This window comes from Aliiroseovarius crassostreae (assembly GCF_049803815.1).
Taxonomy (GTDB): Bacteria; Pseudomonadota; Alphaproteobacteria; order Rhodobacterales; family Rhodobacteraceae; genus Aliiroseovarius; species Aliiroseovarius crassostreae_A.
In genome coordinates this window covers 654,256-670,345 of sequence record NZ_JBNAGI010000001.1, presented here as the reverse complement: position 1 = coordinate 670,345, position 16,090 = coordinate 654,256, and the positions used below count along the sequence as shown (strand labels likewise).

The following is a 16,090-nucleotide window of genomic DNA, read 5'->3' as shown; positions in this document are numbered from 1 at the left end:
ACCGGGGCGCAGACCCGGTTCACGCCCGACCCCGCCCCCCAGGGCGGGCGTGAAAACTCTGTGGATGCCTGCGGAAGCGGCGTAGCGGGCCTATCGGCTCGGTCGCCAAGATTTGAACCGCCCTCGGGGTCGGGCGTGAACCTTTGTCGTTTGGTGCGAACGTGAGTCAAGAAACGAAAACAAGACGTGCGCTTTGGAAGAACCCAATTGCTTGGGCGATCTTGGCAACAGGTTTGGTAGCAACATTTGGCATTTGGGCTGGGTCTCAGGAAGTGTGTGGCTTTGACTTCTGGGGCAATCGCAGTTGTTCCGGCACCAAGTGGTCCGCTTTCCTCGCCGCTTCGCCAAATGAAGTGGGGGATACGCTCGCGGGGTTTGCCGGGGCGCTTGCTTTTGTCTGGTTGATTGCGACCGTGGTCTTGCAAGGACAGGAGCTGAGGGAGCAGCGTCTGGAATTTGAGAAGATGGCAGATGCTCAGGCAGAGCAAGTCAAAGTCCTCGAAAAGCAAAGAGAGATCTTTGAGGATGAGCAAAAGCAAAGAAATGAGCTTGCAGCAAAAGAAGAACTGGATGAGCTGATCAAGCTAATTGGGAAAACCATCAGGCGTTACACGGATGCTAGCCCAGTTTTTAGGAGTCAGTATTTGTACAGTTTTTGGTTGTGGATGGGAAATTCTGATGAGGAAGACGTCTATAAAGTTCCTGAAGGCTATTTGGATGAGAGATATCGCGACATCACCTCCTTGGACGATGAAGGTGTGATCAAAGAATTTGCTTCTCGATTGGAACTTTTTGTCGATGAAGACATCAATCTCCAGTTTCCTAAGCAACCCACCGGTCTAAACATTGATCGAGCCTATCACGGCTTTTATTATCTTGAGGAAGACCTTCAAGAACTTGAGAAACTAAAAGAACGGCTTTCTCGAGCTGAATGTCATCGGCTTAGAAGGATCGGAGCTAGTCATTTGCGTGATAAACTTGTTGCTTTCAGGAAAGTCTCGCAATGAAACGCCTCATTAAACGCGGTCTGATGTTTGGCAATCTGATCCGGGTGGACAGTCCGGCGTTGATTGCGCGGTACAATCGGGCGCTTTTGAAGCTCACGGGCAAAACCACCGATCTGACCGAGTTTCACATCGACATTTCCGGGTTTTCACCGGAGGTGGGCGAGGAATTCCAAGATGACGCCTACCTCAACCCCGGGGGCTGCAATCGGCAGTTTATCATCCTCACCGTCGACCAGAAAAAGGCGCCGCTTTTGAACGCGTCTTTCTCCACCTCACGGGGCATTCTGAAACAGTTCATGGCGGAAAACGAGGCGAAGCTTTTTGCGCTCACCGCCCATGATGCGGTTGCGGGCGAGTTGGAGAACTCGGTCTATGCGGTGGATGACATGCGTGACGTGCTGGCGATCCGTAAGATCCGGATCAATGCGGATACGACGCAAAGTCATGTGGCCAACGCGCGCAAGCTTGCGGAAAAGATTGATCATTTTCAGACCGCCGAGGGTGCTTGGTATGATGATCAGCTGATTGACGAGATGATTGACCTGGCCCGCGAAACCGGTGACGTGACCCGCGTGCCGGTGGATCTGGGCGCGCCCACGTACGAGCAGGGCAATTTCTGGACCAGCCATTTTGGCGGCGTCTACGTGTTTCGCGATGCGCAAACCCCCGCGATCATCACGGCGGGCGACCGGGGCTTGCTCAAGGGCGCGCCATTTGACCGGGTCTATGACCTGGGCGATGTGAATGGTATCGCGTCTTTCCTGAAGAAAAACGATCTGGTGGAGCCGGTGATTAAGGCACGCGGTGTGGATGGCGCGCGGATCCTGCGGCAGAAAATGCAGTTCATGCTGGTGGATGCGGCGACCAGCGCCGGGGTCGATCTGGGCGACATGTCTGACCGGGCGCTGCGGCGCGTGGCAACCCATCTGGGCGATCGCCTGCCCGAGGCGTTCCGGGGGCTTGCGGCCATGGTGCGCTGGGCCGAAGCCGGGGGCAGGTGGCCGCGCATCGACAGCCGCCACCCGTCCTATTTCTACACGCTGCGCGCACGGCCCGATCACCCGGATCGCGACCTGATCAACCAGCTTCTGGCAGAGCTTGCACCGATGGATGTGCGCCAGCTGTTCATCTGTCACAAACAGGCCTTTTATGACGCATATGCCACATGGCCTGATGAAAAACGCGCGTTTGTGGCAGAGTTCCTGCATCGTGATTATATGGCAAACAAGGCTGGCGCGCGCGAACGGCTGTTTGGCGGCACCCAGGACCCGATCCCGGAGCGCACAACACCTGCGGCGCGCAACCCGTGGGCGCAGCAGAGATCCGCGCGTGATAAGGTCCGGGAAGATCTGATCGACGTGGTTGGCCCCTGGGGCAGCGTGTCAGGGCGATCCACGCGCGGTGGGGGAAGGAGAAGGTAATGGCATTTCTGCGACTGGTCATTTTCGGCTATCTGGGCCTGACCGTGCTGTACTGGATCATCTCGGTCTATTCTCGGTCGGTCCGGTTGGAACGGCTGGAAAACGAATGGGCCGAGGCGCACCCCGAGGACGCCCCTGATGGTGTCAATGACGAGGACAACCCGGTGCGTCAGGCCTATCTGGACGCCGGGATGAAGGCCTATCACGCGTCGTTCCGGCCCAAACTGATCGGGCTTGTTTATGTTATCCCGACCCTTGTGGTCATCGTCGCACTGCTTGTGCGCAACACGAATTGAGGTTTTTTTGATGCAAATGGTGAAACGAACACTCAAGATCTTTCTGCTGATCGTGCTGGGGCTTTGGGCGCATTACACGCTGCCGCAGCATGATGTGGTGCGGGTGGTGAACACCTATCAGGAACGGCAGGATCTGGATGACTGGACCCGCATGTTCTGGGCCAAACCCGATGATCAGTCGACCGGGCTGATCAACCGCGATGTGCAGTTCATTCAGACCGTGCGCAAAAAGACCTTCCTGCTGGGGTTCTGGCGGCGGGATGCCGAGGGCGTGATGGTATACCGGAACGAGGACACCGGTTGGTCCTGGCCGCCTTACCTGAAATTTGACACCGCCACGTTGCAGACCCAGGTGGACGATCTGCGTTCGACCCCGGAGAACCCGAAATGGGCGGTGATCACCCATTACGGCTGGCGCAACGAGCTGTTTTCTGCCTTTCCGAACGCGGTGAAAATTCGCCCGGTCAGCGGCCCGGATGTGACGATCATCCCATGGTTCAATATCTTCTTCTTCACCTTCCTGATCCTTGGCTGGCTGTTTCTGCGCGCGCTGTGGCGGCAGTTTCGGCAGCGGTCAATTGACCCGGCACTGGAGGATGCGTCCGAGACATGGGACCTGATTGACGATCGCGCCGATCAGGCGCGCGGGCGGTTCCGCCGCTGGTTCGGGGGGAAGTAAACCCGTCTCTGGAAATGAAAAGCCCCGCAGTCAGCGGGGCTTTTTTTGTTTCTGGTTTAGCGTTGCAGATCAGCCCTCGCCGTAGGGCACCCAGACGGTTTTCACCTCGGTCGCATGGGCGAGAAACTCTTTGCCCTCGGCCCCCATCCAATCGCGGGCGCGGGCATTGTTGACCCAGGTCCGCTTCAGATTGCCCGCGCTTTCTGTCTCGACGATGGCCGAGATGTCCGCGCCCGACTGGGCCCAGACGGCATCCAGATTCAGGTGACCCGCCATCGGCGCTGCGAGGTCGGCGTGGGGTCCGGTCAGGATGTTCACCACGCCGGCCGGCAGGTCGGATGTGTCCAGCACCTGATAGAAATCGGTGGCGGCGAGCGGATAGGGTTCGGATGCGACCAGAACCACGCGGTTGCCCATCGCAATGGCGGGCGCCATCAGCGAGACGAGGCCCAGAAGCGGTGCTTCATCCGGGCAAAACCCGCCGATCACACCCGCCGGTTCGTGCATGGCCAGCGCGACGCCACGCATCGGCACGGGTTTCGCGGCCCCATCGTATTTGTCGGCCCAGGCGGCATAGGTGAAGAGGCGGCTGACCGCGACCTCCACTTCTTTTCCGCCGGATTTTCCGCCCATCATGGCGTCAATACGGGCCGCAAATTCATCCGCGCGGGCCGAGAGGTTTTCGCCGATATAATACAGGATCTGTGCGCGCAGATGGGCGGTCGCACTGGCCCAGCCCTTGGCGGCATGGGCGGCCTCGACCGCGTTGCGCACATCCTTGCGGTTGGCGATGCCCACATGGCCCAAAAGCGCGCCTTTCGGCGACCAGACCGCTTGCGAATATCCGCCATCCGGGCGGGCCTGTTTGCCGCCGACATAGAATTTCGCGGTGCGATCCAGCGCGTCTACCTTGGCGTCTTTGGGCGCGGGCACGGCGGCGATGGGTTTCAGCGGTTTCGCCTCGCCCTTCGGCTTGGTGTAGGCCATCAGCCCTTCCCAACCGCCTTCGCGGCCAAAGCCGCTTTCGCGTACCCCGCCAAACCCGGCGGCCGCGTCGAACATGTTGGTGCCATTGACCCAGACCACACCGGCCACCAGTTTCGGTGCGATGTCCAGCGCGAGGTTCACGTTCTCGGTCCAAAGGGTGGCGGCCAGCCCATAGCGGGTGTTGTTTGCCACCTCCACAGCCTCAGCAGGGGTGCGGAAGGTGGTGGCGACCAGAACCGGGCCGAAGATCTCTTCCTGCATCAGTGTCGCGGCGGGCGACATGCCGGTGATCAGCGTGGGCGGGTAGAAACAACCATTGGCGGGCAGATCGCAGGGCGCCTGATAAATCTCGCCTTGGTGTTTACCCGCTTCAACCAGAGTGGTCACGGTATTGAGTTGCACCGGATCGACCACCGCTCCCACGTCGATCGATTTGTCCATCGGGTCGCCCACGCGCAGTTTCGCCATGCGGGCCTTCAGCTTCTTGTAAAACCGATCTGCGATGCCTTCCTGCACCAACAGGCGCGAGCCCGCACAGCAGACCTGACCCTGGTTGAACCAGATCGCATCGACCAGCCCTTCGACGGCACTGTCGATATCCGCGTCGTCAAACACGATGTAGGGGGACTTGCCACCCAGTTCGAGTGTCAGAGATTTGCCGGTGCCTGCCGTGGCGCGGCGGATCAAGCGGCCCACCTCGGTGGATCCGGTAAAGGCGATCTTGTCGATATCGTCGTGGCTGGTGATCGCCTCGCCCACGCGCCCGTCGCCGGTCACAATGTTCACGACGCCCTTGGGCAGACCCGCCTCGTCACAGATTTGCGCGAACAAAAGCGCGGTCAGCGAGGTGTATTCGGCGGGTTTCAGCACCACGGTGTTGCCCATGGCAATCGCAGGCGCGACCTTCCACGCGAGCATCAACAGCGGGAAGTTCCACGGGATGATCTGGCCACAAACGCCAAGGGCCTCGCGATCCGGCAGTTCGGCATCCTGCAGCTGCGCCATGCCCGCGTGGTAATAAAAGTGGCGCGCGACGAGGGGGATATCGACATCGCGGCTTTCGCGGATCGGTTTGCCATTGTCGAGCGTTTCCAACACGGCAAACAGGCGGGAATGTTTCTGCACCAGACGGGCCAGCGCATAAAGGTATTTGGCGCGGGCATGGCCGGGCAGGCCAGCCCATTTGCCCTGGGCCTTGCGCGCGGCGCGCACGGCGGCGTCCACATCATCGGCAGAGGCCTGCGTGATCTGCGCCAGGTCCTCGCCATTGGCGGGGTTCCTGGCGGCAAACGTGTCACCTGCGGCACTCATTTTGCCGTTGATGTAAAGGCCAAAGGGTGCGTTATCGGCGATCCAGGCTTGGGCTTCCTTGGCGCTTTCCGGCGCGGTGCCGTAGTCCATGGTGTCGAAAATTTCTTTCACGGTCATGATCTTATCCAATCGGATGACGGTATCCGGCGGAGTAGTGGCCGGTCAGATGGTGTTCAAGCTGGCGTTCGATGTCACCCAGAAGGGAAGATGCGCCAAAGCGGAACAGGTGCGGGGTGAGCCAATCATCGCCCAGCTCTTCCTTGATCAGAGCCAGATAGGTGATCGCGTCCTTGGCCTTGGAAATCCCGCCCGCAGGTTTGTAGCCCACGCGGTATCCGGTCGTCTCGAAATAGTCACGAATGGCGCGAATCATCACCAGCGACACGGGCAGGGTGGCGTTCACGCTTTCCTTGCCGGTTGAGGTCTTGATGAAATCGGCCCCCGCCATCATGCAGACAAGCGACGCGCGGGCGACATTGCGCAAAGAGCCGAGCTCGCCGGTTGCCAGGATGGCTTTGACATGCGCGTCGCCACAGGCCTCGCGGAAGGCCTTCATTTCGTCATAGAGCGCCTGCCAATCGCCGGTTAGCACATGGCGGCGCGAGATCACGATGTCGATCTCGGTTGCGCCCGCCTTCACGCTTTCGCGGATCTCTTCCAGCCGCAGGTGAAAGGGCGACAGGCCCGCCGGAAAGCCGGTGGACACGGCGGCCACGGGCAGGGTGACGCCCAATTGGTCAAGCGTCGCGACGGCCGGTTCGATCATGTCATGATAGACACAGACGGCCCCGGTGGTCAGCCCTTCCATATCAAGGGCTTGCAGCAGGTCCGGGCGCACCGGTTGCACGGCTTTTGCCACCAACCGGCGCACGCGACCGGGGGTGTCATCGCCCGACAGCGTGGTCAGGTCGATCATGCTGATCGCCTTCAAAAGCCACGCGGCCTGATGGGTTTTCTTCACCGAACGTCGACCGGGCAAGGTGGCGCAGCGTCGTTCAATGGCCGATGTGTTGGCCTGGGCGGCACGCACCCAGTCCATGTCCAGGGGGATCCCGGGATTTCGAATGTCGGCGATTTGGGGCAGCTGAGCTGGCGCCTGACCCTGAGACACGCTGTGTCCCTGTTTTTGGTCGTGTCGTTGTTCACTAAGCACGGTTGATCCCTTTGCGTGATCTGTCTGTGATTTGTCCTGTGGTTGGTCTGGTCAATCAGGGCAGAAAAACCGTGTCGATTTTTTTGCCGTGCAAGGGTGGCATGGGCGATTAGAAATGGCAAGATTTACCAGATGGTAAAATAATCATCCGGTTGCTGCAGTCATTTTCGCGAAATGCTCCGTGAATTTGACCTGGATCATGGTGCAATGCGCGCGTTGTGATCGAACAGAGCGACGGAGTGCCTGCCCTGCGGGAAAGAGTTGTTTCCGATAACATTGTCCGCTTAGGATGCCCCATCTGCGTACCATCCTGAGACTGAGTCTCGGATCGGTTGAGATGTTTGGGGAGTTGTTCCGCAGGACCGGAGCCCGGATACATCTTCCGATGGGTGCGCAAGTGAAACTGATAATGGGAGACCCTAAATGACCTTCACGATCAAAGCTGCCCTACTGGGCTCGGCCTTTGCGCTTGCCAGCCCGGCCCTTGCTGCTGGCACCCACCCGGTGACCGGCGAAAAACTGGCCGACGAGCAGACCTTCACCTATCGCGTGCTGGATGAACACACTTCGGTCGACCCGCAGATCGTGGAAGACGTGACGGGTTCCGAAATTGTGCGCGACCTGTTCGAAGGTCTGTACAATCAGGACAAGGATGGCAACCTGGTGCCGGGTGTTGCGGAAAGCCACACCACCAATGACGACAAAACTGTCTACACCTTCAAGCTGCGCGACAACGCAAAGTGGTCTGACGGCAAACCTGTGACCGCGGGCGATTTCGTCTACGCCTGGCAGCGTCTGGCCGATCCGGCAACCGCGTCCGAGTACCAGTGGTACATGGAAGTGATGAACATCAAGAACGCCTCGGCTGTTATGGCAGGCGACGCACCGGTGACCGATCTGGGTGTGAAAGCCATCGACGACCACACGCTGGAAGTGACCCTGGAAAGCTCGCTGCCGTATTTCGCGCTGACCACCACCCACACCTCGACCTTCCCGACCCCGAAATGGGCGATTGACGAACATGGGGCCGACTGGATCAAGCCGGAAAACATCGTGGTGAACGGCGCTTATAAGCTGACCGAACACGTGCCCAACGAACGGTCGGTGCGCGAGCGCAACGAGATGTATTGGGACAATGAAAACACCATCATCGACAAGACCGTTGCCCTGGTGATCAACGATGAAAACGTGGCCCTGACCCGGTATCAGGCGGGCGAACTTGACCGGACCGAGATCCCGGCAGGTCAATATCCGGCCCTGTCGCAGTCGAACCCGGACGAGGCCACCGCCTTCCCGCGTCTGTGCTCGTATTACTACACTGTGAACGTGTCGGATAACGCGCCGGAATTCCTGAAAGATGTGCGTGTGCGTCAGGCCCTGTCTTACGCGATCAACCGCGACATCATCGTCGACAAGGTGCTGCAGGGCGGCCAGACCCCGGCCTATACCTTCACTCCGGCTGCCACTGCGAACTTCGAAGTGCCGTCGGTGGATTACTCGGGCTGGACCCAGGCCGAGCGTAACGAAAAGGCCGCCGCCCTGATGGCCGAAGCCGGGTATGACAAGTCGAACCCGCTGGACATCACCCTGATCTACAACACCTCCGAGGCCCACAAGAAAGTGGCCATCGCCGTGTCGCAGATGTGGAAACAGGCGCTGGGCGTGAACGTGACCCTGGAAAACCAGGAATGGAAGACCTTCCTGAACACCCGTGGTGAGCAGAACTATGAGATCGCGCGTGCCGGTTGGTGTGGTGACTATAACGAAGCCTCGACCTTCCTGGATCTGGTTCAGTCGGGCTCGGGTTACAACGACGCCAAATACGCAAACGACATGGTTGATGGCCTGTTGAAAGACGCCAAGACCATGGACAACCCGCAACCGAACTACACCAAGGTTGAGGAGATCATTGCCGCCGACATGCCGATCATTCCGATCTACCACTATGCCGGCAGCTTCATGATCAAACCGGACCTCATTGGCAGCTGGCCGGTGAAGAACGTGGAACAGAACTGGTACTCGAAAGACCTTTACAAGGTGGCCGAGTAACCCTCTGACCGAAACGGGGGCATCGCGGTTGCGGTGCCCCCTCCCTTTGCGGATCAGAGCTTGAACAATCCTTGAGAATCTGACAAATGCCCGCGATCTGACGCGCGACATCCCAGCAATTCATGGGGTATCATAGGGTCAGATGGCGGAATTTCCGCAAATTTCTGGTGGGTGTATCGGTGTGGCAGCGCCGTTTCGTTCACAATTGGGGACAGTTTGGGCCGCGCTTGACCTTCATCAAGGCACGTCGTGCGCCACTGTTACATGGGGACAAGATGTTCAACTTCATCTTACGCAGGGTCGCCGTCGCGATCCCAACACTGATCATTCTCTTGATCGCAAGTTTCTGGCTGATGCAGACCGCGCCGGGTGGCCCGTTCACGTCTGAACGACCCTTGCCCGCGCAGGTGCTCGCCAATATCGAGGCCAAATACGGGCTCGATCAACCGATATACAAACAGCTTTGGGATTATGTCGTGGGCATCGTGACCCAGTTCGACTTTGGCCCGAGCTATAAATACAAGGACCGGTCGGTCAATGACATCATCGCGCAGGGCTTCCCGGTCACGCTGACCTATGGGGTGATCTCGTTTGTGCTGGCGATCATTGTGGGCGGCATTCTGGGCATGGCGGCGGCCATTCGGCAAAACAGCTGGCTGGATTATTTCGCCGTGGGCGTGACCATCGGCGCGCAGGTGCTGCCGAACTTCGTGATGGCGCCGATCCTCATTCTGATCTTCACGCTGTGGCTGGGCTGGTTGCCCGGGGGTGGCTGGAATGGCGGCCAATGGGAAAACATCATCATGCCGGTGATTGCGCTGTCGACCTCTTACATGGCGTCGATTGCCCGTCTGACTCGTTCGTCCATGCTCGAGGTGCTGCGATCGAACTTCATCCGTACCGCCCGCGCCAAGGGCCTGCCGGATCGTACGATCATTTTCCGTCACGCGCTGAAACCCGCGCTTCTGCCGGTGATTTCCTATCTCGGGCCGGCCTTTGTGGGCATGGTCACCGGGTCCTTCATCATTGATGCGATCTTCGGGACCGGCGGCATTGGTTATTTCTACGTCAATTCGGCCTTCAACCGCGACTATGCGGTGATGATGGGGCTGACGATCCTTCTGGGGTCTATGACGATCCTGTTCAATATGGTGGTCGACATCCTGTACGCCTGGATCGACCCGAAAATCCGGTTGTGAGGATCGAGACATGACAGACAAGCTCGTTCAACCCTTTACGCAAGCCAAAACCGCAGAAATGGCCGACCGCATGGCGCAAGAAGACGTGCAGGGCCGCTCGCCCTGGACCGATGCGCGCCGCCGCTTCATGGCCAACAAGGCCGCGATGACCTCGGTCCTTGTGCTGCTTTTGGTGTTCCTGTTTTCGGTCTTCGGCCATTCCTTCAGCCAGTTCGATATTGAAACCATCGATTGGGACGTGCTGGGGAATGTGAAAGAGGCCGGACGGCCTTCGATCGAAAACGGCCACTTCTTCGGCTTTGATGAAAACGGTCGTGACCTCTATAACCGCGTGGTGCAAGGTTCGCGCATCTCGCTGGCCGTGGGGGTCGTTGGCGCCCTTGTGGCGGTGATTGTCGGCACAATTTACGGCGCCACCGCCGGGTTCATTGGCGGACGCACCGACAGCATCATGATGCGCCTCGTCGATATCTTCATGTCGATCCCCTACATGTTCGTGCTAATCCTGCTCTTGGTTGTTGCCGGTCGCTCGATCACCATGATCTTTGTCGGCATCGGCCTGACCGCCTGGCTCGACATGAGCCGGATCGTGCGCGGCCAGACCCTCTCGATCAAGAACCGGGAATTTGTCGAGGCTGCCGTGGCCATCGGCGTGCCCACCTGGCAGATCATTTTCCGCCATATCGTGCCCAACCTTCTGGGCGTGGTGGTGGTCTATGCCACGCTGCTGGTGCCGCAGATGATCCTGACCGAAAGCTTCATTTCGTTCCTTGGCCTTGGCGTGCAAGAACCGCTGACAAGCTGGGGTGCGCTGATCTCGGAAGGGGTGAAAAGCATGAACTACGGCACGTTGTGGCAACTCGGTTTCCCGCTGTCCTTCTTCGTGATCACCATCTTCTGTTTCTTCTTCATCGGTGACGGTCTGCGCGATGCGCTGGACCCGAAAGATCGCTAAGGGGGCCGCGATATGACACTACTAGAAGTACGTGACCTGCGGGTCCAGTTCGACACCCCCGATGGCACCGTCACCGCGGTGGACGGGATCAGCTTTGACCTCAATAAGGGGGAAACCCTTGGCGTGGTGGGCGAAAGTGGCTCGGGCAAGTCCCAGACCGTTTTCGCGATCATGGGATTGCTTGCACAAAATGGCCGGGCAACTGGCTCGGTCAAACTGGATGGACAGGAAATCCTGAACCTGCCCATTCCAAAACTCAACAAGATCCGGGCAGAAAAGATCGCCATGATCTTCCAGGATCCGATGACCTGTCTAAACCCGTTCCTACGGGTCTCTGACCAAATGGCCGAAGTGCTGACCCATCACCATGGCCTGTCGAAATCAGACGCGATCAAACGCGCGGTCGAAATGCTGGATGCTGTGCGCATCCCCGAGGCGAAAAAGCGCATCACCATGTATCCGCACGAGTTTTCGGGCGGGATGCGCCAGCGGGTGATGATCGCCATGTCGCTTCTGTGCAAACCCGACGTGTTGGTGGCGGATGAACCCACCACCGCGCTGGATGTGACGGTGCAGGCACAGATCATGGATCTGCTGTCAGATCTGCAGCGCGACTTTAACATGGCGATCATCCTGATCACCCACGACCTCGGGGTTGTCGCCGGATCCTGTAAGGAAACGCTGGTCATGTATGGCGGGCAGCAGATGGAATATGGCACCACCGAGGGCCTGTTTGAGATGCCAACCCACCCCTACACGATGGGCCTTTTGAAGGCGGTGCCACGCCTGGATGTGGAAAGCGCGCAACTGGCCACCATTCCGGGCAGCCCGCCCAACATGATGAACATGCCTAAAGGGTGCCCCTTCTCGCCACGTTGCGATTTTGCCGATGACCGCTGTTCGACCACCCGCCCGACCCTGGATGGTGTGGCGGGCCGCAAGGTGCGCCGCCGCGCCTGCCTGAAAACGCTGGAGGAACTGGCATGAAGGATATGAACGCCAAAGACCCGCTCCTGACCGTGCGTGACCTGAAAGTCTGGTTCTCGATCAAGCGCGACGGGGCCATGCCCTGGACGCCGTCTGATACGCTCAAGGCCGTGGATGGGGTGGATTTTGACCTGATGCCGGGCGAAACCCTGGGCATTGTGGGCGAAAGCGGCTGTGGCAAATCCACGCTGGCGCGGGCCATCATGCGCATGGTGCCCGCCGAGGCCGGGACCGTTCTGTGGCTGGGCGATGACCTGCTGACCATGTCGCGGCGGGACATGAACAAACGCCGCAAAGAGATGCAGATGATCTTCCAGGATCCGCTGGCCTCCCTGAACCCACGCATGACCATCGGTCAGATCGTGGCGGAACCGCTGAAAACCCACTTCCCGGACCTGTCCGGATCCGAGGTCAAACAGCGTGTGCGCGAAGTGCTTGATCGCGTCGGCATCCTGCCCAACATGATCAACCGCTACCCGCACGAGTTCTCGGGCGGGCAATGTCAGCGCATCGGTATCGCCCGCGCGCTGGTGGTAAAACCGCGGATGATCATCTGTGACGAACCGGTTTCCGCGCTCGATGTGTCGATCCAGGCGCAGGTGATTAACCTCCTGATGGATCTGCAAAAAGAGATGGGCCTGTCGCTGATCTTCATCGCGCATGACCTCAGCGTGGTGAAACACATCTCGACCCGCGTGATGGTGCTCTATCTCGGCAATGTGATGGAAATCAGTGAGGCCAATCAGCTCTATCGCGCGCCCGGCCACCCCTATACCAAGGCGCTGATTTCGGCCGTGCCAATCCCGGACCCGAAGGCCGAGGCGTCAAAGGAAGTCACCATCCTCGATGCCGATCTGCCCTCACCGCTGAACCCGCCCTCGGGCTGCGTGTTCCGCACCCGTTGCCCGCTCGCCAAAGAGATCTGCGGCCAGGAAAAACCGCGTCTCACAGATCGCGGAAACGGACAGCAAGTGGCCTGCCACGTGATTTGAGCAAGAAACATTAACTCGAAAGGCCCCACCAATTCGGTCGGGGCCTTTTTCATTCGACGCCAGCTCTTCATTTTCTGGTCGAAAATATCCTGGGGTGAGCGAGCTTGCGCGCGAGGGGCAACGCCCCTGACAGGCTCACAACGTGAGCCACCATAAGCGGGCCGAAGCGTCAGCTGAGGCCCCCCGGAGATCCCTCACGCTACAGACGCGGGGAACCCGATCTCATCTAGAAGCTCAATCACCTGATCTGCCTCAAGCCCGGACACAGACACTTTCCGCGCCTCCATATCAAAGCTCAGCTCAACCCCGTCGCCCGCCGCGTCGAGGGCTTCGGTGATAGACGCCTTGCAATGGCCGCAGCTCATGTCAGGGACGTTGAATGTGGTCATGTTTTTCTCCTTCAGGCGCTGCGGCAAGCGTGACAATCTTATGCGTTGGATGGCAAGGAGCAGACCCCGCTTCCCCTTGACCTTTTGTCACATCGCGCCCTTATGTGAAGCATCGCTTTGCGCCGAAAGGAACCCCCAAAATGGCCGCGCTGAAACACCTGTCGCTTGAGATTGAAAACCTGTCCTGCGCCTCTTGCGTGGGACGGGCGGAAAAGGCGCTGGCAGGAGTCGAGGGTGTATCTGACGCTACGGTCAACCTTGCCACGGAAACCGCGCGTGTCGCGTTCTCATCCCCCGCCAACACCAATGCGCTTGCCAAAGCACTGGATCAGGCCGGCTACCCGGCGCGCCGGGCCACGGCGGTTCTGGACGTCGAGGCCATGTCCTGTGCCGCTTGTGTTGGGCGGGTCGAACGGATGCTGGCCGCACTCCCAGGCGTGCTGGAGGCACGTGTGAACCTGGCAGCCGAACGCGCCTTTGTCACCTATCTGCCCGGTGCCGTGACGCCCGATGAAATGGCAGCAAAACCCACCAAGGCAGGCTTCCCCACCCGCCCGCGCAGCGAAGATGCGCCGCGCAAGGACACGAAAGAGGATGACGCCCGCCGATTGGCCCGCGCCGCCCTTCTGGCCGCGCTGCTCACCCTTCCGGTCTTTGTTCTGGAAATGGGGGGGCATCTTTTCCCAGCCTTTCACCATTGGGTGGCGGCCAATATCGGCGTCCGTGTCAGCCAGATGATCCAGCTGGTGCTGACCACGCTGGTGCTGTTTGGCCCCGGCAGGCTGTTCTTCACCAAGGGCATCCCGGCACTTTTGCGCGGTGCGCCTGACATGAACGCGCTCGTGGCATTGGGCACCTTGGCGGCCTATCTCTATTCGGTCATTGCCACGCTGACCCCCGGCTTGCTGCCCGCAGGCACGGCAAATGTCTATTTCGAAGCGGCGGCGGTGATTGTCGTGCTGATCCTTCTGGGCCGCGTCCTGGAAGCCCGCGCCAAGGGCCGCACGGGCGAAGCGATCCGGGCTCTGGTGGCCCTGCAACCCAATGAGGCCGTGGTGGAAACCAATGGCAAACCCGTCACCCGCCCAATTGCGCAGGTGGTCACGGGCGAAGTTCTTCTGGTCAAACCCGGTGGCCGGATCCCGCTGGATGGCGAGGTGGTCGACGGCACATCGCATGTGGACGAGGCGATGATCACCGGCGAACCGGACCCGGTGGCAAAAGCGCCCGGGGACGCGGTTGTCGGCGGAACTGTCAATGGGGCGGGCGTGTTGCGCGTCCGCGTGACCCATACCGGGCCCGACACCATGCTGGCCCAGATCATCCGCATGGTCGAAGACGCGCAGGGCGCGAAGCTGCCCATTCAAGCGCTGGTCGATAAGGTAACTGCCGTGTTTGTGCCCGTGGTGATGGGCATCGCCGCGCTGACCGTGCTGACATGGCTGTTGATCGGTCCCAGCCCGGCGCTTGGCCTTGCGCTGGTGGCGGGCGTCTCGGTGCTGATCATCGCTTGTCCCTGCGCGATGGGGCTGGCCACGCCGACCTCGATCATGGTGGGCACGGGACGCGCCGCGCAATTGGGGGCGCTGTTTCGCCGGGGCGATGCCCTGCAAACCCTGCAGGACGCCAAAGTGGTGGCCTTTGACAAGACCGGCACACTGACCGCTGGCCGGCCGGAGCTGACCGAGGTGCTGTTGACCGACGGCCAGAACGAGGCCGACGTGTTGGCCAAGGTGGCCGCCGTCGAGGCCGAAAGCGAACACCCGCTGGCGCAATCCATCCTGCGCGGGGTGGATACGCGGGGGATCACGCCCGCCAAGGTCACCGGGTTCGAGGCCGTGATTGGCATGGGCGCGCGCGGCGAGGTCGACGGTCAGACCGTGCTGGTGGGATCGCAGACGTTCATGGCCCGCGAAGGCGTGGAGCTGACCGATCTGGTCGATCAGGCAGATCCCCTGCGCGCGAAAGGCCATGGGGTGTTTTTCGCCGCGATCGAAGGGCAGATGGTGGCGCTTCTGGGCGTCTCGGACCCGATCAAACCGGATACCAAATCCGCGCTGAAAGCCCTGCATGCTCAGGGTAAGCAATTGGCGATGATTACCGGGGATGATCCGGCCACGGCGGCGGCGATTGCGGACCAGCTTGATATTGACATTGTGGTGGCGGGTGTCCTGCCTGGCGGCAAAGTGGACGCCCTCAAAGACCTGCGCGCGACCCATGGCGCGGTGGCCTTTGTGGGCGACGGCATCAATGACGCCCCCGCGCTGGCCGAAGCCGATGTGGGGCTGGCCATCGGAACCGGCACCGATGTGGCGATCGAGGCGGCGGATGTGGTGTTGGCGTCAGACAGCCTGTCGGGCGTGGCCAACGCGTTTGAACTCAGCCGCCGCACCATGGCCAACATCCGCCAGAACCTGATCTGGGCGTTTGGATATAACGTGATCCTGATCCCGGTGGCGGCCGGGCTGCTCTACCCGCTCTGGGGTGTGCTTCTGTCGCCGATGCTGGGGGCTTTTGCGATGGCGGCCAGTTCGGTCATGGTACTGACAAACGCGCTGCGGCTGCGGTTTGTGAAGCCGCTGATTTGATCCAAAAAACCGGGGAAACGCTTTTCGGTTGATAGACATCAAAGCAGAAACCTGTCACCGCGGTATCACGTTCATGT

The 16,090-nt window shown here is 60.0% G+C and carries 13 protein-coding genes; 10 read left to right on the top strand and 3 right to left on the bottom strand.

Features of this window, described 5'->3' with window-relative positions; translation table 11 throughout:
• Positions 1-161 precede the first annotated feature (161 nt).
• From ACP15V_RS03235 to ACP15V_RS03220, 4 genes are read left to right on the top strand one after another with little or no spacing between them, the layout of a single operon-like run.
• Positions 162-1,007, top strand: coding sequence for a hypothetical protein (locus tag ACP15V_RS03235; protein WP_424942241.1), 846 nt, complete (start codon positions 162-164; stop codon positions 1,005-1,007).
• Positions 1,004-2,428: a DUF6638 family protein gene (locus tag ACP15V_RS03230; protein WP_424942240.1), complete on the top strand. Its 1,425-nt coding sequence runs from the start codon at positions 1,004-1,006 to the stop codon at positions 2,426-2,428. Before ACP15V_RS03235 ends, ACP15V_RS03230 begins: the two co-directional genes overlap by 4 nt.
• Complete coding sequence (locus ACP15V_RS03225) at positions 2,428-2,724, top strand: hypothetical protein (RefSeq protein WP_424942239.1); 297 nt, start codon at positions 2,428-2,430, stop codon at positions 2,722-2,724. The genes ACP15V_RS03230 and ACP15V_RS03225 overlap by 1 nt, the downstream gene beginning before the upstream one ends.
• Before the next feature lie 10 nt (positions 2,725-2,734).
• Entirely contained in the window at positions 2,735-3,403 is a 669-nt protein-coding gene (locus tag ACP15V_RS03220) for a DUF1523 family protein (RefSeq protein ID WP_424942238.1), read from the top strand.
• A gap of 69 nt (positions 3,404-3,472) precedes the next feature.
• Here ACP15V_RS03220 and ACP15V_RS03215 read toward each other — a convergent pair whose 3' ends face one another.
• The gene (locus ACP15V_RS03215; protein WP_424942237.1) at positions 3,473-5,818 is read right to left on the bottom strand and encodes an aldehyde dehydrogenase family protein; all 2,346 of its coding nucleotides are present in this window, start codon (positions 5,816-5,818) and stop codon (positions 3,473-3,475) included.
• Positions 5,819-5,822: 4 nt separating this feature from the next.
• Positions 5,823-6,740, bottom strand: a complete 918-nt coding sequence (gene deoC, locus ACP15V_RS03210; RefSeq protein ID WP_424942236.1) for a deoxyribose-phosphate aldolase — start codon at positions 6,738-6,740, stop codon at positions 5,823-5,825.
• A gap of 537 nt (positions 6,741-7,277) precedes the next feature.
• Between deoC and ACP15V_RS03205 the strand changes: the two genes are divergently transcribed.
• From ACP15V_RS03205 to oppF, 5 genes are all read left to right on the top strand, one after another.
• Positions 7,278-8,903 carry a peptide ABC transporter substrate-binding protein gene (locus ACP15V_RS03205; RefSeq protein ID WP_424942235.1) on the top strand — a complete coding sequence of 542 codons (1,626 nt, stop codon included), beginning with the start codon at positions 7,278-7,280 and terminating at the stop codon, positions 8,901-8,903.
• A gap of 275 nt (positions 8,904-9,178) precedes the next feature.
• Positions 9,179-10,102: an oligopeptide ABC transporter permease OppB gene (gene oppB / locus ACP15V_RS03200; RefSeq protein WP_424942234.1), complete on the top strand. Its 924-nt coding sequence runs from the start codon at positions 9,179-9,181 to the stop codon at positions 10,100-10,102.
• 10 nt (positions 10,103-10,112) lie between these two features.
• Positions 10,113-11,057: an ABC transporter permease subunit gene (locus ACP15V_RS03195; protein WP_424942233.1), complete on the top strand. Its 945-nt coding sequence runs from the start codon at positions 10,113-10,115 to the stop codon at positions 11,055-11,057.
• 12 nt (positions 11,058-11,069) lie between these two features.
• Positions 11,070-12,044: an oligopeptide/dipeptide ABC transporter ATP-binding protein gene (locus ACP15V_RS03190; protein ID WP_424942232.1), complete on the top strand. Its 975-nt coding sequence runs from the start codon at positions 11,070-11,072 to the stop codon at positions 12,042-12,044.
• A 5-nt stretch (positions 12,045-12,049) separates the two neighbouring features.
• Positions 12,050-13,036, top strand: coding sequence for a murein tripeptide/oligopeptide ABC transporter ATP binding protein OppF (oppF, locus tag ACP15V_RS03185; protein WP_424942715.1), 987 nt, complete (start codon positions 12,050-12,052; stop codon positions 13,034-13,036).
• Between the two features lie 194 nt (positions 13,037-13,230).
• On the opposite strand, the gene ACP15V_RS03180 is transcribed toward oppF, so the two are convergent.
• Complete coding sequence (locus ACP15V_RS03180) at positions 13,231-13,425, bottom strand: heavy-metal-associated domain-containing protein (RefSeq protein WP_424942231.1); 195 nt, start codon at positions 13,423-13,425, stop codon at positions 13,231-13,233.
• Positions 13,426-13,565: 140 nt separating this feature from the next.
• On the opposite strand from ACP15V_RS03180, the gene ACP15V_RS03175 reads away from it, so the two are divergent.
• Positions 13,566-16,013 carry a heavy metal translocating P-type ATPase gene (locus tag ACP15V_RS03175; RefSeq protein WP_424942230.1) on the top strand — a complete coding sequence of 816 codons (2,448 nt, stop codon included), beginning with the start codon at positions 13,566-13,568 and terminating at the stop codon, positions 16,011-16,013.
• Positions 16,014-16,090 lie beyond the last annotated feature (77 nt).

What these genes read in the sequence shown, in the direction of transcription:
- ACP15V_RS03230 (WP_424942240.1), top strand. Translation starts at nt 1,004, where the DNA reads ATGAAACGCCTCATTAAACGCGGTCTGATGTTTGGCAATCTGATCCGG.
- ACP15V_RS03225 (WP_424942239.1), top strand. Translation starts at nt 2,428, where the DNA reads ATGGCATTTCTGCGACTGGTCATTTTCGGCTATCTGGGCCTGACCGTG.
- ACP15V_RS03220 (WP_424942238.1), top strand. Translation starts at nt 2,735, where the DNA reads ATGCAAATGGTGAAACGAACACTCAAGATCTTTCTGCTGATCGTGCTG.
- ACP15V_RS03215 (WP_424942237.1), bottom strand. Translation starts at nt 5,818, where the DNA reads ATGACCGTGAAAGAAATTTTCGACACCATGGACTACGGCACCGCGCCG.
- deoC (WP_424942236.1), bottom strand. Translation starts at nt 6,740, where the DNA reads ATGGACTGGGTGCGTGCCGCCCAGGCCAACACATCGGCCATTGAACGA.
- ACP15V_RS03205 (WP_424942235.1), top strand. Translation starts at nt 7,278, where the DNA reads ATGACCTTCACGATCAAAGCTGCCCTACTGGGCTCGGCCTTTGCGCTT.
- oppB (WP_424942234.1), top strand. Translation starts at nt 9,179, where the DNA reads ATGTTCAACTTCATCTTACGCAGGGTCGCCGTCGCGATCCCAACACTG.
- ACP15V_RS03195 (WP_424942233.1), top strand. Translation starts at nt 10,113, where the DNA reads ATGACAGACAAGCTCGTTCAACCCTTTACGCAAGCCAAAACCGCAGAA.
- ACP15V_RS03190 (WP_424942232.1), top strand. Translation starts at nt 11,070, where the DNA reads ATGACACTACTAGAAGTACGTGACCTGCGGGTCCAGTTCGACACCCCC.
- oppF (WP_424942715.1), top strand. Translation starts at nt 12,050, where the DNA reads ATGAACGCCAAAGACCCGCTCCTGACCGTGCGTGACCTGAAAGTCTGG.
- ACP15V_RS03180 (WP_424942231.1), bottom strand. Translation starts at nt 13,425, where the DNA reads ATGACCACATTCAACGTCCCTGACATGAGCTGCGGCCATTGCAAGGCG.
- ACP15V_RS03175 (WP_424942230.1), top strand. Translation starts at nt 13,566, where the DNA reads ATGGCCGCGCTGAAACACCTGTCGCTTGAGATTGAAAACCTGTCCTGC.